Annotated in this window: 19 protein-coding genes and 4 tRNA genes; 6 read left to right on the top strand and 17 right to left on the bottom strand. The window is 58.2% G+C overall.

The genetic code is table 11. The features are described from left to right. Nucleotides 1-314: 314 nt before the first annotated feature. From QMX86_RS21280 to QMX86_RS21235, 10 genes are all read right to left on the bottom strand, one after another. A complete protein-coding gene (locus QMX86_RS21280) occupies nucleotides 315-2186 on the bottom strand; it encodes a SurA N-terminal domain-containing protein (RefSeq protein WP_282385431.1) in 1872 nt (623 codons plus the stop codon). Between the two features lie 227 nt (nucleotides 2187-2413). Continuing rightward, a complete protein-coding gene (locus QMX86_RS21275) occupies nucleotides 2414-2686 on the bottom strand; it encodes an HU family DNA-binding protein (protein ID WP_016775333.1) in 273 nt (90 codons plus the stop codon). A gap of 149 nt (nucleotides 2687-2835) precedes the next feature. Next, complete coding sequence (gene lon, locus QMX86_RS21270; protein ID WP_016775334.1) at nucleotides 2836-5232, bottom strand: endopeptidase La; 2397 nt, start codon at nucleotides 5230-5232, stop codon at nucleotides 2836-2838. A gap of 163 nt (nucleotides 5233-5395) precedes the next feature. Continuing rightward, complete coding sequence (clpX, locus tag QMX86_RS21265; protein WP_016775335.1) at nucleotides 5396-6679, bottom strand: ATP-dependent Clp protease ATP-binding subunit ClpX; 1284 nt, start codon at nucleotides 6677-6679, stop codon at nucleotides 5396-5398. 112 nt (nucleotides 6680-6791) lie between these two features. After that, complete coding sequence (gene clpP / locus QMX86_RS21260; RefSeq protein WP_016775336.1) at nucleotides 6792-7427, bottom strand: ATP-dependent Clp endopeptidase proteolytic subunit ClpP; 636 nt, start codon at nucleotides 7425-7427, stop codon at nucleotides 6792-6794. A gap of 92 nt (nucleotides 7428-7519) precedes the next feature. Further along, the gene (gene tig / locus QMX86_RS21255) at nucleotides 7520-8830 is read right to left on the bottom strand and encodes a trigger factor (protein WP_122703708.1); all 1311 of its coding nucleotides are present in this window, start codon (nucleotides 8828-8830) and stop codon (nucleotides 7520-7522) included. Between the two features lie 401 nt (nucleotides 8831-9231). Continuing rightward, a tRNA-His gene (locus tag QMX86_RS21250) sits at nucleotides 9232-9307 on the bottom strand. 77 nt (nucleotides 9308-9384) lie between these two features. Continuing rightward, nucleotides 9385-9469, bottom strand: a tRNA-Leu gene (locus tag QMX86_RS21245). Nucleotides 9470-9526: 57 nt separating this feature from the next. Further along, a tRNA-His gene (locus QMX86_RS21240) sits at nucleotides 9527-9602 on the bottom strand. Nucleotides 9603-9634: 32 nt separating this feature from the next. Then, nucleotides 9635-9711: transfer RNA gene (locus QMX86_RS21235), tRNA-Arg, on the bottom strand. A gap of 275 nt (nucleotides 9712-9986) precedes the next feature. On the opposite strand from QMX86_RS21235, the gene folD reads away from it, so the two are divergent. Next, the gene (folD, locus tag QMX86_RS21230; RefSeq protein WP_282385432.1) at nucleotides 9987-10841 is read left to right on the top strand and encodes a bifunctional methylenetetrahydrofolate dehydrogenase/methenyltetrahydrofolate cyclohydrolase FolD; all 855 of its coding nucleotides are present in this window, start codon (nucleotides 9987-9989) and stop codon (nucleotides 10839-10841) included. A 229-nt stretch (nucleotides 10842-11070) separates the two neighbouring features. After that, complete coding sequence (pbpG, locus tag QMX86_RS21225; RefSeq protein ID WP_073471341.1) at nucleotides 11071-12009, top strand: D-alanyl-D-alanine endopeptidase; 939 nt, start codon at nucleotides 11071-11073, stop codon at nucleotides 12007-12009. Nucleotides 12010-12063: 54 nt separating this feature from the next. Here the strand turns inward: pbpG and QMX86_RS21220 are convergent, their stop codons facing one another. The 3 genes from QMX86_RS21220 to QMX86_RS21210 form a co-directional block, all read right to left on the bottom strand. Next, nucleotides 12064-12270 carry a hypothetical protein gene (locus QMX86_RS21220; RefSeq protein ID WP_071172948.1) on the bottom strand — a complete coding sequence of 69 codons (207 nt, stop codon included), beginning with the start codon at nucleotides 12268-12270 and terminating at the stop codon, nucleotides 12064-12066. 12 nt (nucleotides 12271-12282) lie between these two features. After that, nucleotides 12283-12489: a DUF6021 family protein gene (locus tag QMX86_RS21215; protein ID WP_024013462.1), complete on the bottom strand. Its 207-nt coding sequence runs from the start codon at nucleotides 12487-12489 to the stop codon at nucleotides 12283-12285. A gap of 90 nt (nucleotides 12490-12579) precedes the next feature. Continuing rightward, nucleotides 12580-13251 (bottom strand): peptidase C39 family protein, encoded by a 672-nt coding sequence (locus QMX86_RS21210; RefSeq protein ID WP_122703702.1) that lies wholly within the window; start codon nucleotides 13249-13251, stop codon nucleotides 12580-12582. A gap of 234 nt (nucleotides 13252-13485) precedes the next feature. On the opposite strand from QMX86_RS21210, the gene QMX86_RS21205 reads away from it, so the two are divergent. Beyond that, a complete protein-coding gene (locus QMX86_RS21205; RefSeq protein WP_016775342.1) occupies nucleotides 13486-13653 on the top strand; it encodes a hypothetical protein in 168 nt (55 codons plus the stop codon). 126 nt (nucleotides 13654-13779) lie between these two features. Here QMX86_RS21205 and QMX86_RS21200 read toward each other — a convergent pair whose 3' ends face one another. Next, nucleotides 13780-14529, bottom strand: coding sequence for a TerC family protein (locus QMX86_RS21200; protein ID WP_071172950.1), 750 nt, complete (start codon nucleotides 14527-14529; stop codon nucleotides 13780-13782). A 29-nt stretch (nucleotides 14530-14558) separates the two neighbouring features. Then, nucleotides 14559-14801 (bottom strand): hypothetical protein, encoded by a 243-nt coding sequence (locus QMX86_RS21195; protein WP_016775344.1) that lies wholly within the window; start codon nucleotides 14799-14801, stop codon nucleotides 14559-14561. 133 nt (nucleotides 14802-14934) lie between these two features. On the opposite strand from QMX86_RS21195, the gene nhaR reads away from it, so the two are divergent. Further along, nucleotides 14935-15834: a transcriptional activator NhaR gene (nhaR, locus tag QMX86_RS21190; protein WP_282385434.1), complete on the top strand. Its 900-nt coding sequence runs from the start codon at nucleotides 14935-14937 to the stop codon at nucleotides 15832-15834. Here nhaR and QMX86_RS21185 read toward each other — a convergent pair. Further along, complete coding sequence (locus tag QMX86_RS21185) at nucleotides 15829-16986, bottom strand: MFS transporter (protein WP_016775346.1); 1158 nt, start codon at nucleotides 16984-16986, stop codon at nucleotides 15829-15831. The genes nhaR and QMX86_RS21185 overlap by 6 nt on opposite strands. A 307-nt stretch (nucleotides 16987-17293) precedes the next feature. Here QMX86_RS21185 and sstT point away from each other — a divergent pair, with 307 nt between their 5' ends. After that, a complete protein-coding gene (gene sstT, locus QMX86_RS21180) occupies nucleotides 17294-18526 on the top strand; it encodes a serine/threonine transporter SstT (RefSeq protein ID WP_282385436.1) in 1233 nt (410 codons plus the stop codon). 217 nt (nucleotides 18527-18743) lie between these two features. On the opposite strand, the gene QMX86_RS21175 is transcribed toward sstT, so the two are convergent. Next, on the bottom strand, nucleotides 18744-19253 hold the full coding sequence (locus QMX86_RS21175) for a DUF1993 domain-containing protein (protein WP_016775348.1): 510 nt from the start codon (nucleotides 19251-19253) through the stop codon (nucleotides 18744-18746). A gap of 125 nt (nucleotides 19254-19378) precedes the next feature. Between QMX86_RS21175 and QMX86_RS21170 the strand changes: the two genes are divergently transcribed. Further along, nucleotides 19379-20023 (top strand): DUF480 domain-containing protein, encoded by a 645-nt coding sequence (locus QMX86_RS21170; RefSeq protein ID WP_282385439.1) that lies wholly within the window; start codon nucleotides 19379-19381, stop codon nucleotides 20021-20023. Nucleotides 20024-20164: the final 141 nt, after the last annotated feature.

Below are 20164 nucleotides of genomic sequence, written 5' to 3'. Positions count from 1 at the left end.
ACCGTCTGGCGCAGCCAGACACAGCGGAAGGAGGTGCAGCGAAGCAAACCGGAGCCGCTGCGCCCGGATCGATCCCGCAGCGAAGGAACCCGAGCCTGCGAGGGCCGAACGTAGGAGCAAGCCTTTTTGGGTACTTTTTCGGCGTCTGGAAAAAGTGCCTGGCCGTAAGGGCGAAACCGCCAGCCGCCGCACCCGAAGAACCGGATATTCACCCAAACCACCCAGAGCATGGCCGGCCCAAAGGCCGCCAAGCCACCAAAAACAAAAAAGCCCCGACCATCAGGCCGGGGCTCCTTCAAACGTCAGTCAAAAGATCAGAACCGCTCGATCTCCGCCTCAGCTTCCAGTTGCTTGCGATACGCCGCAAAGTCCTGCTGCCCTTCACGGGAAGCCAGGAAGCGACGATATTGCGCCTTCTCTTCATCAGTAGGCGCGGCAGCTTCGTTAACACCGTTGAGTCGCACAACCATCAGGCTGCCATCCGGCAACGTAACGCTGGAGAACGTCGGCTTGTCCTTGGCAGCCGGCTTCGGCATACGGAACAGTGCCTGCAGCACAGCCGGATCAACCCCTTCCTGACCACGGGTGGCCGCTTCGGTGATCTTCCAGTTCTGACCCTCAATGGCCTTGTCCAGCGGCGCCTTGCCATCGCGCAGATCAGCGATCAGCTTCTCGGCACGGGTCTTGGCCTCGGCACTGGCGTGCTCCTTGGTCAGTTGAGTACGGATCGCCGCGCTCACACTTTCCAGTGGCAGTTGCGCAGGCTTGAGGTGCTCCTTGGCGCGCAGCACGATCACGGTTTCCGGGTCGAGCTCGATGGCGGTGCTGTTGGCACCTTCATCAATCACTTCCGGGCTGAACGCAGCAGTGACCACGGCACGGTTGGCTGCAACACCTTCGCCACCTTCACGGCCGAACGGTTTGGAAGTGTGCACGGTCAGTTTCAGATCCGCTGCTGGCTGCGCCAGGTCAGAGGCTTCGAACGCCGAGTCTTCCAGTTGCTTGGTCGCCTCAACAAAACGCTGCTCGACCTGAGCGGCTTTCAGCTCGCGGGTCAGCTTGTCTTTCAGGCTGGCCAGGGTCGGCACTTCAGGCGCTTCCACGCCCAACAGCTTGATCAGGTGATAACCGAAGTCGGTACGAATCGGCTCGGACACCTGGTCTTTCGACAGCGAGTACAGAGCCTTTTCGAAGGCCGGATCGTAAACGCCAGGACCGGCGTAACCGAGATCACCACCATTGTTGGCGGAACCCGGGTCCTGCGAGAACTCTTTGGCCAGCGCTTCGAACTTCTCACCCTTGGCCAGACGCGCCTGGACTTCGTCGATCTTCGCCTTGGCCTGCGCTTCAGTGGTCTTGTCGTTCACTTCGATAAGGATGTGCGCGGCACGACGCTGTTCCGCCAGGTTGGCGATCTCTTTCTGGTACGCCGCCTCAAGGTCTTCATCCTTGACCGCGACCTGATCGAAGAACGACGACTTCTTCAGCTCGACGTAATCGATGATCACCTGGTCCGGCGTCATGAATTCCTTGGCGTGCTCGTCGTAGTAAGCCTTGACCTCGTCATCGGTCAGCTTGACCGCAGCCGGGTCGGCCTTGACGTTCAAAGTGGCGAAATCACGGGTCTGTTTTTCCAGACGGGCGAATGCCAGCACTTCGGCGTCGGTGACGAAACCGCTGCCGGCAACGCCTGCGCGCAACTGGCCGATGAGCATTTCCTGAGCCAGCATCTGGCGGAACTGCATGCGGCTGTAACCCAGTTGACGGATCACCTGGTCGAAACGCTCGGAGCTGAACTTGCCGTCGACCTGGAATTCAGGCGTCTGCAGGATCACTTGATCCAGCGCGGCTTCGGAGAACGAGAACTTCGCCTGTTCGGCGCCTTGCAGCAGCAACTTGCGGTCGATCAGGCCTTTGAGCGCCGATTCGCGCAGCATCTTTTCGTCGAGCAAGGAAGCATCGAAGTCCTTGCCCAGCTGTTGCATCAGCTGACGGCGTTGCATATCAACGGCCTGGCTCAGCTCGTTCTGGCTGATTTCGTCACCGTTGACCTTGGCCGCCTCGTTCTTGTGAGTCGTGGCCTGGAAAATGGCATCGAAACCGGTCAGGGCCATCAGTGCAACGATGACCCCGATAATGGTCTTGGCAATCCAGCCTTGTGAATTGTCCCTGATATTCTGCAGCATGCGTCCCCCAGAAACGGTTGAACTTCAATTTAGGCAACCGTGGAGCGTGGGTAGAATCCGGATAGAAGAAAGGCGCATCCGAGGATGCGCCTTCTCGTAACTGGCGGAGCGGACAGGGCTCGAACCCTCGATCCCGGCGTTACAGGTGGCTCTTTCAGCCACCTGCTCTACCGCTCCGCTGCCAAGTCAGGCTTGACCCCGACCCGGATGGGTAAAAACCTGGAAACTCAGTTAACAGCTTCTTTCAGCGCTTTACCGGCTTTGAAACCTGGCTTCTTGGCAGCCGGGATTTCCAGAGACTTGCCGGTTTGCGGGTTGCGACCGGTACGAGCCGGACGGTCAGTCACGGAGAAAGTACCGAAACCAACCAGAACAACGGAGTCGCCAGCCTTCAGAGCGCCAGTGACGGATTCGATTACAGCGTCCAGCGCACGGCCAGCAGCAGCTTTCGGGATATCAGCGGATGCAGCGATAGCATCAATCAGTTCCGACTTGTTCACTCTAAGTCCCCTTATATCTATTTTGAGATGTTTCTAAGTTTTTTGGTGAAAGCAAAAACGAGTGCTGAATGGCCTACAGACACTTAAGAGCCGCTTTATAACAAGGGCTCTAAAATGCTGTCAAGGAAAGCCCCCCAGGCTAAAACGTATTAATGCGTGCTAATTCTTTCCTTGGCATCAGACTCGCGTTTTTCGTCCTTGGCAACTATCTCCGGAGCCACATCCGGCAAGGGCTCCGGCGCGTATTGCAGCGCAATTTGCAGGACCTCGTCAATCCATTTAACCGGTTTGATCTGCAGATCCTGCTTGATATTGTCAGGAATCTCCTTCAGATCGCGGACGTTTTCTTCCGGAATAATCACAATCTTGATTCCGCCGCGATGTGCCGCCAGCAGTTTTTCTTTCAAACCGCCAATTGCCAGCACTTGCCCACGCAGAGTGATTTCACCGGTCATGGCGACATCGGCGCGCACCGGAATGCCGGTCAATGCCGAGACCAACGCGGTGCACATGCCCACGCCAGCGCTAGGGCCGTCTTTCGGCGTAGCACCTTCCGGCATGTGAATGTGGGTGTCGCGCTTCTCGTGGAAGTCCAGCGGGATGCCCAGGCTCTTGGCGCGGCTGCGCACAACGGTCTGTGCGGCAGTGATCGATTCGACCATCACATCACCGAGCGAACCGGTCTTGATCAGCTGCCCTTTACCCGGAATTACTGCGGCTTCGATGGTCAGCAATTCGCCGCCAACCTGAGTCCACGCCAGGCCAGTCACCTGCCCCACCTGATCCTGCTGCTCGGCCAGGCCGTAGCGGAACTTGCGCACGCCAAGGAAATGCTCGAGCAGATCAGCTGTCACTTTTACCGAGAAGCGTTTTTCCAGCGCATGCTCTTTCACTGCCTTGCGGCAGACCTTGGCGATCTGTCGCTCAAGGCCCCGCACGCCCGCTTCACGGGTGTAATAACGGATGATGTCGCGGATCGCTTCCTCATCGAATTCCAGCTCGCCCTTCTTCAGACCGTTAGCGGCAATCTGTTTCGGCGAGAGGTATTTCACGGCGATGTTGATCTTCTCGTCTTCGGTGTAACCCGGCAGACGGATGACCTCCATCCGGTCCAGCAGCGCTGGCGGGATGTTCATCGAGTTCGAGGTGCACAGGAACATCACATCAGAGAGGTCGTAATCGACTTCCAGATAGTGATCGTTGAAGTTGTGGTTCTGCTCGGGATCGAGCACCTCCAGCAACGCCGACGCCGGGTCGCCACGCATGTCGCTGCCCATCTTGTCGATTTCATCGAGCAGGAACAGCGGGTTGCGTACGCCCACTTTTGTCATCTTTTGAATCAATCTACCCGGCATCGAACCGATGTAGGTCCGGCGGTGACCACGAATTTCCGCTTCGTCACGCACGCCGCCCAAGGCCATACGTACGAATTTACGGTTGGTGGCATGGGCAATCGATTCCGCCAGCGAGGTTTTACCCACGCCTGGTGGACCGACCAGGCACAACACCGGGCCACGGATTTTCTTCACGCGCTTCTGCACGGCGAGGTATTCAAGGATGCGCTCCTTGACCTCTTCGAGGCCGTAGTGATCGGCGTCGAGAATGTCTTCTGCACGGGCCAGGTCGAGGCGTACTTTGCTCTGCGCCTTCCACGGCACCTGCACCAGCCAGTCGATGTAGGAACGCACCACAGTGGCTTCAGCCGACATCGGCGACATCTGCTTGAGCTTGTTCAGCTCGGCAGTGGCCTTGGCCAGTGCGTCTTTCGGCAGGCCGGCAGCATCGATGCGCTTTTTCAGCTCTTCGATTTCGTTGTGGCCTTCGTCGCCGTCGCCGAGTTCTTTCTGAATGGCCTTCATCTGCTCATTCAGGTAGTACTCGCGCTGGCTGCGCTCCATTTGCTTTTTGACGCGACCGCGAATGCGTTTTTCAACCTGCAGCAGGTCGATTTCGGCATCCAGCAGTGCCAGCACGTGCTCGACACGGGCCGACAGATCGATGATCTCGAGGATTTCCTGCTTCTGCTCGATTTTCAGCGCCATGTGCGCGGCCATGGTGTCGACCAGACGACCGGGCTCATCGATGCTGTTGAGCGACGACAGGACTTCAGCCGGGACCTTCTTGCCCAGCTGAACGTATTGTTCGAACTGCGAAAGCAGTGTGCGCACGAAGACTTCCGACTCACGCTCGGCGGCGTCGACTTCTTCGATCAGAGACACTTCGGCGCGGCAATGGCCATCGACTTCGCTGAAGCGCTCGACAGTGCCACGCTGCTCGCCTTCGACCAGAACCTTGACGGTGCCGTCAGGCAGCTTCAGCAGTTGCAGAACCGTGGCAATCGTACCTACGCGATAGAGAGCGTCTTCACCGGGATCATCGTCAGCCGGGTTTCTCTGGGCCAGCAGCAGAATCTGCTTGTCACCCGTCATCGCGGCCTCGAGGGCTTCGATGGATTTCTCGCGCCCCACGAACAGCGGGATAACCATGTGCGGATAAACCACGACATCACGCAATGGCAGGAGAGGCAATTCGATGGTTGTCTTCATGATTTCGCCTCTACGGCGGCCGTATGGCCGTAATCAGATGGAATTAAGCTTGAAACCAAGATGGGGGCTGCCTCGAAAAAAAACAAGCGCAAAGCGGAGGTAAAAAACGACTTAAAAAAAAAGAGGCCCGAAGGCCCCTTCTTTGTTGCGGCGCTGTGAACACTTACGCGTCCGGCGCTGCCTTGGCCGTCGGCTCACTGTTTTCGTAGATATACAGTGGCTTGGACTTGCCTTCGATCACGCTTTCATCGATCACGACTTTGCTCACCTCGGACTGCGAGGGGATCTCATACATCGTGTCGAGCAGCACACCTTCGAGAATCGAACGCAGGCCACGGGCACCGGTTTTACGTTCCAGAGCACGCTTTGCGACCGATTTCAGCGCGTCGGAACGGAATTCCAGATCCACGCCTTCCATCTCGAACAGCTTGGCATACTGTTTGGTCAGAGCATTTTTCGGCTCGGTGAGGATTTGCATCAGCGCAGCCTCGTCGAGCTCATCCAGTGTCGCCAGGACCGGCAGACGACCGACGAATTCCGGGATCAGACCGAACTTGACCAGATCGTCAGGCTCGACTTCACGCAGGGATTCACCGACTTTCTTGCCCTCTTCCTTGCTGCGCACTTCGGCGTTGAAGCCGATGCCGCCTTTGGTGGAACGGTTCTGAATGACCTTTTCCAGGCCGGAGAACGCACCACCGCAGATGAACAGGATGTTACGGGTGTCGACCTGCAGAAACTCCTGCTGCGGATGCTTGCGGCCACCTTGCGGCGGTACCGAAGCGACCGTGCCTTCGATCAACTTGAGCAAGGCCTGCTGCACGCCTTCACCGGAAACATCACGGGTGATCGACGGGTTGTCGGACTTGCGGGAAATCTTGTCGATTTCGTCGATGTAGACAATGCCCATCTGGGCTTTCTCTACGTCGTAATCGCACTTCTGCAGCAGCTTCTGAATGATGTTCTCGACATCTTCACCCACGTAACCGGCCTCGGTGAGGGTAGTTGCGTCAGCGATGGTGAACGGAACGTTCAGCAAGCGGGCCAGTGTTTCGGCCAGCAGGGTTTTACCGGAGCCTGTCGGGCCGATCAGCAGGATGTTGCTCTTGCCGAGTTCGACGTCGTCAGCCTTTTTGTCACGCTGGTTCAGGCGCTTGTAGTGGTTGTACACCGCTACGGCCAAAACCTTTTTCGCACGCTCCTGACCAATGACGTACTGGTCAAGGATGCCGCTGATTTCTTTAGGCGAAGGCAATTTATGCGCGCTGCTTTCGGCCTGTGCTTCCTGCACCTCCTCGCGGATGATGTCATTGCACAGGTCGACGCACTCGTCGCAGATAAAGACCGAGGGGCCGGCAATCAATTTGCGCACTTCATGCTGGCTTTTGCCACAGAAGGAGCAATAGAGCAGCTTGCCGTTGTCCTCGCCGTTGCGGGTGTCAGTCATTCGTTCGATCCAAATCCGATAGGCTTGCAACACAAGATGAAGGCTATTGCGGGCTTTTTCAAGCCCGCCGCTGATCGGACATGCCGATCAGGCCTGTTTTGCGCTGCTTATATTAAGCTGGACGCTGGTTGATCACTTCGTCGATCAGGCCGTATTCCTTCGCAGCTTCGGCACTCATGAAGTTGTCGCGATTGGTATCGCGCTCGATTTCTTCCAGAGTACGGCCGCTGTGCTTGGCCATCAGCATGTTCAGACGCTCGCGGATGAAGAGGATTTCCTTGGCGTGGATTTCGATGTCCGACGCCTGGCCCTGGAAACCGCCCAGTGGCTGGTGAATCATCACGCGCGAGTTCGGCAGGCAGAAACGCTTGCCCGGTGCACCTGCGGTGAGCAGGAATGCGCCCATGCTGCAGGCCTGACCGATGCAGGTGGTCGATACGTTCGGCTTGATGAACTGCATGGTGTCGTAGATCGACATGCCGGCAGTCACCGAACCGCCCGGCGAGTTGATGTACAGATGGATGTCCTTGTCCGGGTTTTCCGCTTCAAGGAACAGCAGTTGCGCACAGATCAGGTTGGCCATGTAGTCCTCTACCGGGCCCACCAGAAAGATCACTCGCTCCTTGAGCAGGCGCGAGTAGATGTCGTAGGCGCGTTCGCCACGAGCGGACTGCTCGACAACCATCGGGACCAGGCCGCCGGCGGCCTGGATATCAGAGTTCTGCTGAATATAAGAATTACGGAACATGCTCTGCAGTCGCTCCCAAATAGTTATGTCTTGAATACGCATAAGCCAGCTCGAGAGCTGGCTTATGGTGTGCACTTCTAACGCAAAATCAATCAGTCGGCTGCTGGAGCTTCTACCGGCTTGACTGCTTCTTCGTAGGAGACCGATTTGTCGGTCACACTAGCTTTCTGCAGAACAGTATCCACAACTTGTTCTTCCAGCACAACCGAACGCACTTCGTTCAGTTGCTGCTCGTTTTTGTAGTACCACGACACGACCTGCTCTGGCTCCTGGTAAGCGGAAGCCATTTCCTGAATCATTTCGCGAACGCGAGCTTCGTCAGGCTTCAGGTCGAACTGCTTGACCACTTCAGCAACGATCAGGCCCAGCACGACGCGGCGCTTGGCTTGCTCTTCGAACAACTCGGCCGGCAGTTGGTCTGGCTTGATGTTGCCGCCGAACTGCTGAACAGCCTGCACGCGCAGACGGTCAACTTCGTTGGACAGCAGAGCCTTTGGCACTTCGATCGGGTTGGTGGCCAGCAGACCGTCCATTACCTGATTCTTGACCTTGGATTTGATCGCCTGACGCAGTTCACGCTCCATGTTCTTGCGAACCTCGGTGCGGAAACCGTCGATGCCGCTTTCCTTGATGCCGAATTGAGCGAAGAACTCTTCGTTCAGCTCAGGCAGCTTAGGCTCGGACACAGTGTTGACGGTCACGGTGAACTCGGCGGTTTTGCCAGCCAGGTCCAGGTTCTGATAGTCCTCAGGGAAGGTCAGGTTCAGAACGCGCTCTTCGCCAGCCTTAGCGCCAACCAGGCCATCTTCGAAGCCCGGGATCATACGGCCGGAACCCAGTACCAGCTGAGTGCCCTTGGCGGAGCCGCCAGCGAACACTTCGCCGTCAACCTTGCCAACGAAATCGATGTTCAGTTGGTCTTCGTTCTGAGCAGCACGGTCGGCCACTTCGAAACGGGTGTTCTGCTTGCGCAGGATGTCGAGCATCTTGTCCAGGTCAGCGTCAGCCACTTCAGCGCTCAGACGCTCAACGGTGATGCCTTCGAAGCCAGCAACGGTGAACTCAGGGAAGACTTCGAATACAGCAACGTATTCCAGATCCTTGCCCGCTTCGAGCGACTTAGGCTCGATCGAAGGCGAACCGGCAGGGTTGAGCTTCTGCTCGACCACAGCTTCGTAGAAGGAAGACTGGATGACGTCGCCTACCGCTTCCTGACGCGCATCAGCACCGAAACGGCGCTTGATTTCGCTCATTGGCACTTTGCCTGGACGGAAGCCAGCAATTTTGGCCTTTTGGGCAGTCTGCTGCAGACGCTTGTTGACCTGAGTCTCGATGCGCTCTGCCGGCACGGTGACGCTCATGCGGCGCTCGAGAGCAGTAGTATTTTCAACAGAAACTTGCATGGATATTCCTCGTTGCACAGACGTTAGCCGGCCGTTTCCGACCCCAGAATCAAGGGCATGCATTCTAGTGGGTCAAACTCAAGAAGTCACCCTACTGGAAACGGGTAAAAAAACAGCAGGCAATTTATAGGGAGCGCCGCACGAATGCCGTGCACTCCACTGGCGAATACAAGCGATCACGTCAGGGCTCTGCAGCAACGCTTCTATATATAGAAGCAACTATCAAATCCGCCCCGACAGGTGTTCCAGCAAAACCGGAACGACGAGCAGTTCAGCGTCATCCGATCCTTTAAAAGCGATGAAGTGCCCTGCCCTGCGCCTCGAAATCGGCCATGGCCGGATTTCGAAACCGCTAAAACAAAAAAGGCGCCAGACTGTTAAATCTGGCGCCTTTCGAAATATGGGGTGGACGATGGGGATCGAACCCACGACAACGGGAGTCACAATCCCGTGCTCTACCAACTGAGCTACGCCCACCATATTGCGTAACAAAAAAGCCAAACAACTTCTTTGTCGAAACTGCATCAGGCCCTAGGCACAGATGAAGCTTTATTTGGTGCGGATGAAGAGACTCGAACTCTTACGCCTCGCGGCGCTGGAACCTAAATCCAGTGTGTCTACCAATTCCACCACATCCGCGGATGAAGCTTTTAAAGCAAAGGCGCCAGACCGTTAAATCTGGCGCCTTTCGAAATATGGGGTGGACGATGGGGATCGAACCCACGACAACGGGAGTCACAATCCCGTGCTCTACCAACTGAGCTACGCCCACCATATCGCGTTACTTGTGCCAAAGCTGCCTAATGGCGCACCCGGCAGGACTCGAACCTGCGACCATCCGCTTAGAAGGCGGATGCTCTATCCAGCTGAGCTACGGGCGCCTTGTTAATCTGTACTCTTAAAGGACTACAAACTAAGTGCTTTCCAGTGTCGCAGAACCTTGATTCCGCTTCACCTTCTTAACCAGTGCTAGGCTGTGCCCGACAAGTGCGACGAATAGTATAGAGGGCTCCAAAGGTCGTCAAATCCTTTTTGAAAAAAATTCATTTAATTAAAGGAGTTAGAGGAATTTGCTGACCAAGCGCCTTTGCCCTCACCGCTCGACATGCGAGAATGCGTTCTCATTTTTTCCCCTCTCGATGGTTAATCACGCGCAATGACTGCACAACTAATCGACGGCAAATCGATCGCCGCCAGCCTGCGCCAGCAGATCGCCAAACGAGTTGCCGAGCGTCGCCAGCAAGGCCTGCGCACCCCCGGCCTCGCGGTGATCCTGGTCGGCAGCGATCCTGCCTCTCAGGTTTATGTCTCGCACAAGCGTAAAGACTGTGAAGAGGTTGGCTTCCTCTCTCAAGCCTACGACCTGCCCTCCGACACCACTCAGGACGCCCTGACCGATCTGATCGATCGCCTCAACGACGATCCGGCTATCGACGGCGTTCTCCTGCAATTGCCTCTGCCCGAACACCTCGACGCGTCCAAGCTGCTGGAACGCATTCGCCCGGACAAAGACGTCGACGGCTTCCACCCGTACAACGTCGGTCGCCTGGCCCAGCGCATCCCGCTGCTGCGCCCCTGCACCCCGAAAGGCATCATGACCTTGCTGGAAAGCACTGGCGCTGATCTTTACGGGATGGATGCGGTAGTTGTGGGCGCCTCCAATATCGTCGGTCGCCCGATGGCCATGGAATTGCTGCTGGCCGGCTGCACCGTCACCGTGACTCACCGCTTCACCAAGGATTTGGCGGGCCACGTCGGCCGCGCTGATCTGGTGGTCGTTGCCGCCGGCAAGCCGGGCCTGGTCAAGGGCGAGTGGATCAAGGAAGGCGCGATCGTGATCGACGTCGGCATCAACCGTCAGGACGACGGCAAACTGGTCGGTGACGTTGTCTACGAAACCGCCCTGCCCCGCGCCGGCTGGATCACCCCGGTACCGGGCGGCGTTGGCCCGATGACCCGCGCCTGCCTGCTGGAAAACACGCTCTACGCCGCAGAAACCCTGCACGCCTGACCGGAATTTCCGCTGCGCCAGAACCCCGCCTTGTGCGGGGTTTTTCGTGCCTGAGAAAAAACTTCAACCGTTCGCCGGAAACCGCTCTTTTTACAGGCCTTTTCACGAGATTTTCAGGTCTTACAAACAACCATCGACAGTTCTTCAGCCATACTCCTAAAATGCGCCGGTGTTAAGAAATAACCCGTTACAAACTAACGGTATATCCAACCTTTTAGAGTTCACCCGCGTGAAAATTCGTCTCTCGATTCTGAGCCTGTTGTTTGCTGTTACAGGCACATTCATCACGCCAACGATCAACGCTGCGGAAACCACCGCTGCCCCACGTGACGCTTCGACTTTGAAGATCGCGTCCGGCAGCGCCCTGCTCATGGATATGCAGACCAATAAAGTCATCTATTCCAGCAACCCTGACGTGATCGTGCCGATCGCTTCCGTCAGCAAGCTGATGACTGGCCTGGTCGTGGTAGAAGCTCGACAGAACATGGACGAATGGATCGATGTCGACATCAGGAACACTCCGGAAATGAAGGGTGTGTTCTCCCGGGTCAAACTCAAGAGTGAGCTGCCGCGCCGCGAGATGCTGCTGATCGCCTTGATGTCCTCGGAAAACCGCGCTGCCGCCAGCCTCGCCCATCACTATCCGGGCGGCTACGCTGCTTTTATCGCGGCAATGAACGCCAAGGCCAAGGCGCTGGGCATGACCAGCACGCACTTTGTCGAGCCGACCGGCTTGTCGGAGCGCAACGTTTCCACCGCCCGCGACCTGAGCAAACTGCTGGTGGCTGCGCACAAGCAACCGCTTCTGGTGCAACTGACCACCACCAAGGAAAAAACCGTGGCGTTCCGCAAGCCCAACTACACCCTGGGCTTCCGCAATACCGACCACTTGGTCAACAAGGCTGATTGGGACATCAAGATTACCAAGACCGGTTTTACCAACCCGGCCGGCCACTGCCTGGTGCTGGTGACGAAGATGGGCAACCGTCCGGTCGCCCTGGTGATTCTCGATGCGTTTGGCAAATACACGCATTTTGCCGACGCCAGCCGTATCCGCAGCTGGGTGGAAACCGGGCGCAGCGCCAGTGTTCCAGCGGTGGCACAGCAGTACAAAGCCGACAAAAACCTCAAGAGCCGTCAGAGCGGCGTGGTCGAGGCGGCGAAGTAAATCCGGCGATGATGAAAAAGCCCCGAATGTTCGGGGCTTTTTTTCGTCTGCGCATCAGTCGTTGGGCAGCGGCATCTTGTCGTCATCCGGGATACCATCGCCCGAGCTCGGCTCTGGCGAAACCTCCGGCGTCAGCACATTTGGCCGCGCCATCGGGTCGCGCATCGGGCTGTCCGGGTCCAGCACCGGATCAACCTCCGGCTCCGGCGTGGTCGGTACGCTGTCAGGTTTGTGGTCATCGAAGCTTGAATCGGTACTCATACGCACCTCACATCAAGGTTTCAGATCGGCTAACGGATCATAGGGCTTGGCCGGTTTCTTCGGATCTTCACCGGGCTCGACATCCAGCGGGGCTTTCGCCGGACCGACCGGATCAACTTGCGGATCGTCGAGGTCCGGCGAATCCGGATCGAAGCCCAGATCATCGCCCGAGGAATGTTCGGACGAGTGTGGGCCTTTCGGGTTTGGGGAATCTGCCATGTTGCCTCCTTGATTCACCCGCGAAGCACGGGCATTAATCTTCAGAGGCTCGCCGGGCGCAGTCGTGCCCGGCAGATGACGAACGGAGGTTTATTGCGCCGCGAGAGCCTTACGCGCCTGCGCCGCAGCGTTTTCTTCACCGGCCTGCGCCAGCTCATCGGCGGCTTTCAGCCAACGGGAGCGGTCGACAGATGCCGGAATCTGCGACGGTTTCTGAATCAGGATCGCCCAGCCACCGGCCTTGTCGAGCGCTGCTTGAAAGCTGCCGAAATCCATCAACTGCCGACGATTCATGCCGGCGCGCAGCAGGACCTTCTGTTTATTGCGATCGTAGCCGGACAGGATCGCGTAACGCGGCTCGGCCCAGAATGCCGAACCTTCGCTGAAACGCACCATGACCGGATAGCCCGCTGCGACCTGGGTCAGCAAGGCTGGCAGCTTGCTGTCGAGCGGATAAACCACCAGACCGTATTCGCGCGCGAGGTTCTGCATGTTCTGCTGCAGCTTGTCCTCAGCGCCCGGCAAGTGCAGCGGTTTTTCCAGAAGGCCCGGGGTGATGACGATGCCTTGTTGCGACAGCAGACTGGCGAGCACCTGCGGCCCGCTCTGATTGGCTTCGCCACGATAAAAGGTGCCGCTGAGTTCAACCCGCTCCGGCAAGCGTTTGACTTCTGGCGCTACGTTGCCCGCACATCCGCTCAGCAACACTGCGCAAGCGCCGGCAAGCAACGCTCCACGCACTCGAGAAAATACCTGCACCATCGTCACTCTCTTCCAGACGCCGGTCATCGTGTTCCGGCAACGCCAGCGATCATAGAGCCGCACCCGCCTGCGGTATAGCCTTAAACCGCAGACTCTGCGATTGCATAGAGCAAACTGATTGGTGACTAACGACCTTTGGTCAATAGCTTGAAACACCCCATTGACTAGACTGTCACTGAAATAGAGCGAATTGCGAAAAGCGGGCGCCCGATGCAGGGCGAAGAGGAGGCACCAATGAGCCTGACCATGACCATTGTGATGTTGATAGCCGGCTGGCTGGCCGTGGCGACTGCCATGTTGTGGGGTGTGTTGCGGATTTCGCGGCGGCATCATCATCCGGTGCAGACGATGCCGGTTGAGAAGACAGAGAAGCACCCAGTGCGGCACGCTGCTGCGCATTGAGGACCAACAAGGTCCTTCCCTCATGAGAGCGCTCAGCAGCAGCGCGCTCTCGATAACTCAGCAAAAGGTGAATAAAAAAACCGCCTGAGCCCAACCAGCCCAGGCGGTTTTTTGTGTTCTCAGCAATTACGCCTGCTGAGCAACCTTCTTCTGCTTCGCCCGGCGCGACATCATGTTCAACACCTCAATGCCCGCCGAGAACGCCATGGCCGCGTACACATAGCCTTTCGGTACGTGGGCGCCGAAGCCTTCGGCGATCAGCGTCATGCCGATCATGATCAGGAAGCCCAGCGCCAGCATGACCACGGTCGGGTTGTCGTTGATGAACTTGGCCAGCGGATCAGCCGCGAGCAACATCACCAGCACCGACACCACTACCGCGATGATCATGATCGGCAAGTGTTCAGTCATGCCGACAGCGGTAATGATGCTGTCGATCGAGAACACCATGTCGAGCATCAGGATCTGACCGATAGCTGCGGCAAAACCAAGCGTTACGGTCGAAGTAGCTGTTTTCGGGTCTTCCGGCGACGGGTCCATGCTGTGATGGATCTCGGTCGTTGCTTTCCACACCAGGAACAGGCCACCGGCGATCAGGATCATGTCCTTCCAGGAGAACGCCTGGCCAAGGATTTCGATCACAGGCTCGGTCAACTGCACGATGAACGCGATGGTGCTCAGCAGTGCCAGACGCAGAATCAGGGCCATGCCGATACCGATACGGCGCGCCTTCTGCCGATGCTGTTCGGGCAGCTTGTTGGTCAGGATCGAAATAAAGATCAGGTTATCGATGCCAAGCACGATTTCCATTACCACCAGTGTGGCCAAAGCAACCCAAGCGGTGGGGCTGGCGGCGAGTTCTAACAGATATTCCATGGGTCAGTCCTGACTCTGTGTAAGACGGTTTAGATGGTCTTGGAGGAAGATTCGGATTCTTCCGTTTGTTTTTCCGGGGTTTCTTTTTTCTCGATCAAACCACCGGTGGCATCACTGAGCGCTTGCTCAGCGGCTTTATGGGTGTCGTCAATCGCTTGCTTGGCAGTTTCAGCCGCCGCGCCCATCAGTTGCTGGGCGCTTTTTTCCGCCTGATCACAACCAGCCAGAACCAGTAAAGACGCAAACATCACTGCGGGAAATGTGTATTTCATAAGGTTTCCTTCGAATGAACAGACAGGCGCACACACCGGCCGTCGATGGCTGGGCATTCTAGGGAGATGAACACTTCAGGAAAATTCGTATTTTTAGCGGCTATACTTCGGTTTTCACGAAGTGGCGACTGATATGCTTAATTACCGACAACTGCATTACTTCTGGGTTGTGGCCAAAACCGGCAGCATCGTCCGCGCCTGCGAGCAGCTGAACCTGACGCCACAGACCATCAGCGGACAGATCTCACTGCTTGAACAAACCTATGGCGTGGAACTGTTTCGCCGAGTTGGCCGCCAGTTGGAGCTCACCGAAGCCGGGCGCCAGACCCTGCCCTACGCCGAGCAAATGTTTCAGTTGGGCGGCGAGCTGGAGCTGATGCTGCGTGCGCAGCCCAACGAGCAGCAGATCCTCTTTCGCGTCGGCGTGGCCGACGTGGTGCCCAAATCCATTGTTTATCGCCTGATCGCGCCGACCATGGAATTGAGCGAGCCGCTGCGCATCACCTGCCGCGAAGACAAGCTTGAGCGCCTGCTCGCCGATCTGGCCATTCAGCGTCTGGATCTGGTGATTTCCGACAGCCCGATGCCTTCGCATCTGGACATCAAAGGCTACAGCCAGAAGCTCGGCGAATGCGGGATCAGTTTTTTCGCCACCGCCGAACTCGCCGCGATATATGGCCAGGATTTCCCGCGCAGCCTGCATGGCGCGCCGCTGCTGATTCCCGGCGCGGAAACCGTGGTGCGCAGCCGTTTGCAGCGCTGGTTCGCCGAACAGCAGATCCAGCCGCAGATTGTCGGCGAGTTCGATGACAGTGCTTTGATGCAGGCCTTCGGCCAATCCGGCAGCGGGATCTTTATCGGCCCGAGCGTGATTGCCGAGGAAGTGAAGCGACAGTACGGCGTCGAGTTGATCGGCCAGACCGACGCGGTGAGCGAGTCGTTCTATGCCATTTCGGTGGAACGCAAGGTCAAGCACCCTGGCATCGTAGCGATTACCGAGGGTGCCCGACGCGAGCTGTTTACCGGGTTATGAAGCGCAGACTTCGCGCGGCTTCAGCGTCATCAGCACCATGGCGAGGAACACCGACAGCAAAATGAAGCCGGCAGCGGCAAAGCCCAGGAAGCCCAGGCCGGCAGTGTCGATCACCCGGCCGCCGACCATCGCGCCCAGGCCGATGCCGAGATTGGCCCCGGCGATGTTCAGCGACGCGGCGAAGGCCGGCGCTTCCGGCGCGGCTTTCATCAGGCGCACGTGGCTGACCAGGAACAACGCCGCCTGAGTCACGCCCCAGATGCCCATCGCCACCGCCAGACCCACTGGCGAATGAATGTTCGGCACCAGCGAAACCATACCGGCGATCATGAACGCACAAAACAACACCGACGCCCCCAGCGGATGCCGATCCACCGCACGCCCGCCGAGCGAGTTGCCGACCAGCCCGACTGCGCCAAACGCCATCAGGCACCAGCCGACCACGGTGCCGTTGAAACCGGCAAGTCGTTCGAGGATGTCAGCAAGGTAGGTGTAAGCGGTGAACATGCCGCTGAACACCAGAATCGACAACAAGATATGGCCGAGCATCAGCGGGCTGCGCAGGATCTTGAACTGCGAACGGAAGCTGACCTGATGCTGGTGCAGACTGGTTTTCGGCAGGTAGACAAATAGCAGCAAGGCTTTGGCAAACGCGATCAACGCCAGGATGCCGAATGCGCTGCGCCAGCCGAACGCGTCGGAAATCAGCGTACCGACCGGAATGCCGAACACAGTGGCGCAGACGATGCCGAAGCCGATCTTGGCGATGGCGCGGCCGGCGAAATCCGGGCCGACGATGTCCACCGCCGTCTCACTGGCCAAGGCCCAGAACACCGGCAAACCCAACGCCGGAATCAGACGCGCGATGGCCATCACCCAGATATTCGGCGCCAACGCTGCAACGGTATTGGCCAGACCGAACATGATCAGAATGCTGATAAACAGTTTGCGCCGTTCGAAACGGGCGAAATAGGCGGTCAGGAATGGGCCGAACAGCGCCACGGTAAAGGCGAACAAGGTCACCAGCAGCCCGGCTTGCGGGATGCTGACTTCGAGGTCTCGGGCGATCGCCGGCAACAGGCCGACAATGACGAATTCCGTGGTCAGCACCGTGAACCCGGCGGCGGACAACAGAAGAATAGGCAACAGCATGCGCAACTCCAGCAAAACGACGACACCAGCGATGACCCGGAGGCCCGCTGGCAGAACTTGAAAATGAGGATGGCGAAGCTTAACAGACTGCGTCCGCACTGAGTTGCCCAAAACTGCCGATCTGCCGGGCCGATCCGGTGGCAGATCGTCACAGGTCTGAAGGTTCATGCCTACGCTGTGATAAAGTCCGCGCCCTGAAAATCGTACAGCTGTTCAACGTGCCGTTTGGCGGCGTTGATGTCACTTCGACAGGCGTTTCGTGACTGCCCACGACGCTTCGCACCCTATAAAAAACAGAGATGCCGCTATGACCGCTTCATCCCCTTCGTTACTGCAACGCCTGAAACGCCTGAGTCTGGTCAGCCAGATCGTCATTGGTCTGATCGCCGGTATTGCCCTGGCCCTGATTGCACCGGAGCTGGCGAAGTCCACCGCGTTCATCGGCAAGGTGTTTGTCTCGGCTTTGAAAGCCGTGGCGCCGATTCTGGTGTTCGTGCTGGTGATGGCCTCGATCGCCAACCACAAGCACGGTCAGGAAACCCACATCCGGCCGATCCTGTTCCTCTACCTGCTGGGTACATTCAGCGCTGCGGTGGTGGCCGTGGTCGCCAGCATGGCGTTCCCGTCGAATCTGGTGCTATCGACCGACAACGTTGCCGTGACTGCGCCCGGCGGCATCGGCGAAGTCCTGCAAAGCCTGTTGCTCAGCGTCGTCGACAACCCGGTCAGCGCGCTGATGAATGCCAACTTCATCGGCATTCTGGCCTGGGCGATCGGCATGGGCATTGCCATCCGCCACGCTGGCGACACCACTCGCGAAGTGCTCGGTGACTTGTCCAACGGCGTCACCGTGATCGTCCGCGTGGTCATTCGCTTCGCGCCGCTGGGCATCTTCGGCCTGGTCGCGTCGACACTGGCCACCTCCGGTTTCGGCGCGCTGCTGGGCTACGCGCACCTGCTGGCGGTGCTGCTGGGCTGCATGCTGTTCGTCGCGCTGGTGATGAATCCGCTGATCGTGTTCTGGAAGCTGCGCCGCAATCCGTACCCGCTGACCCTGATGTGCCTGCGCGAAAGCGGCATCACCGCGTTCTTCACCCGCAGCTCGGCGGCGAACATTCCGGTCAACCTGGAATTGAGCAAGCGCCTGGGCCTGCACGAAGACACTTACTCGGTATCGATCCCGCTCGGCGCGACCATCAATATGGCCGGTGCGGCGATCACCATTACCGTGCTGGCCTTGGCGGCGGTGCACACTTTGGGCATCGCCGTGGACATTCCGACCGCAATCCTGCTCAGCGTCGTCGCCGCGATTTGCGCCTGTGGCGCTTCGGGTGTGGCCGGTGGTTCGCTGCTGCTGATTCCGCTGGCGTGCAGCCTGTTCGGCATCCCGAGCGAGATCGCCATGCAGGTCGTGGCGGTGGGCTTCATTATTGGCGTGCTGCAGGATTCGGCGGAGACCGCGCTGAACTCGTCGACTGACGTGCTGTTTACCGCGGCGGCTTGCCTGGGCGAAGAAGAGAAGGCTCAGCGTACGGCGTAACCGCCTTACCTTGTGGGAGCGAGCCTGCGCGCGAAAGGGGCGAGACATTACAGATCGTTCCAACGCTCTGCGTGGGAATGCCTCAACGGACGCTCCGCGTTCGGCTCTGAATGGGAAGCAGAGCGTCCCGGGCTGCATTCCTTTGCTGCGCGTGGGAACGATCAAACAAAAGCCCGCCAAGGCGCGAACCTTGGCGGGCTTTTTCGTGTCCGGGTGTTTAGAACGCGCCCATGTAATCGCGCTTGCCCACTTCAACGCCGTTATGACGCAGCAACGCATAGGTGGTGGTGACGTGGAAGAAGAACTGCGGCAAGCCGTAAGTCAGCAGATATGCCTGACCACTGAAGCGCTTCTCTTTCGGCGTACCCGGACGGGTCACGATTTCGATGCCTTCCTTGCCATCGATCTGCTCTGGCTTGATCTCGCCAATAAAGGCCAGAACCTTGGCGATCAGCGCTTGCAGTTCGGCGAAGGTGGTTTCAGTGTCGTCGTACTTCGGCAGTTCGACTTCAGCCAGACGCGCCGACACGCCTTTGGCGAAGTCCACGGCGATCTGCACCTGACGCACCAACGGGAACATGTCCGGGTACAGACGCGCTTGCAGGAAGACGCTCTGGTCGATGTTTTTCGCGCTGGCGTGGGCTTCGGCCTTTTTCAGCACATCGCTCAGGGCGTTGAGCATTTGTTGAAAAACCGGGACGGATGCGGCGTACAGTGAAATGGTCATGGCAATCTCATGTGATGGCTGGGTAATACGTGGTGGCGATTATAGCCATGCTTGATGAGCACACGGCTTGCCTTTTGTTTGGCAAGGATTAGGCTAGGCGGCTTCGACTGCAGAGGGAACGCGCGATGAGCAACGAACAAGAATCCACCTCCGAACAGCCTCGGCTCAATGCCACGGAAATCCGCATTCTCGGTGCGCTGATCGAAAAACAGGCCACCAGCCCGGAAACCTATCCGCTGACCCTCAACGCGCTGGTGCTGGCCTGCAATCAGAAAACCAGCCGCGAACCGGTGATGAACCTCAATCAGGGCCAGGTCGGGCAGAGCCTGCGCGCTCTGGAGGGGCGTGGTTTTACCCGGCTGGTAATGGGCAGCCGTGCCGACCGCTGGGAACACAAGGTCGACAAGGCGCTGGAACTGGTGCCGGCACAGGTGATTCTGACGGGGCTGATGTTTCTGCGCGGCCCGCAGACCGTCAACGAACTGCTGACCCGCAGCGGGCGCATGCACGAGTTCGAAGACGCCGAGCAGGTCGTGCATCAGCTCGAACGCCTGATTGCACGCGGACTGGCGGTATTGATTCCGCGTCAGGCCGGGCAGCGCGAGGATCGTTATACCCATGCCTTGGGCGATCCGGCAGATATCGAAGCGATCCTGGCGGCGCGGCAGAATCCCGCGGATCGCTCGAGCGGTGGCGTTTCACTGGAGCGTATCGAAGAACTCGAGGCCCGCATCGCGGCGCTGGAAGAACGCCTGGCCCGCCTCGAATAACCACCGCAAAGCCATTGTGGGAGCGAGCCTGCTCGCGAAAGCGTAGTGTCAGTCACCACGATCTCGAATGACCCGCCGCCTTCGCGAGCAGGCTCGCTCCCACATTCAATCGCATTCCAGCTCAACCTGTGGGAGCGAGCC

Origin of the sequence: Pseudomonas sp. PS01270 (genome assembly GCF_029959775.1) — a bacterium.
GTDB classification, from domain to species: domain Bacteria; phylum Pseudomonadota; class Gammaproteobacteria; order Pseudomonadales; family Pseudomonadaceae; genus Aquipseudomonas; species Aquipseudomonas atacamensis.
Note: the sequence above shows the minus strand (reverse complement) of the source record. Positions and strands in the feature narration are given on the sequence as shown.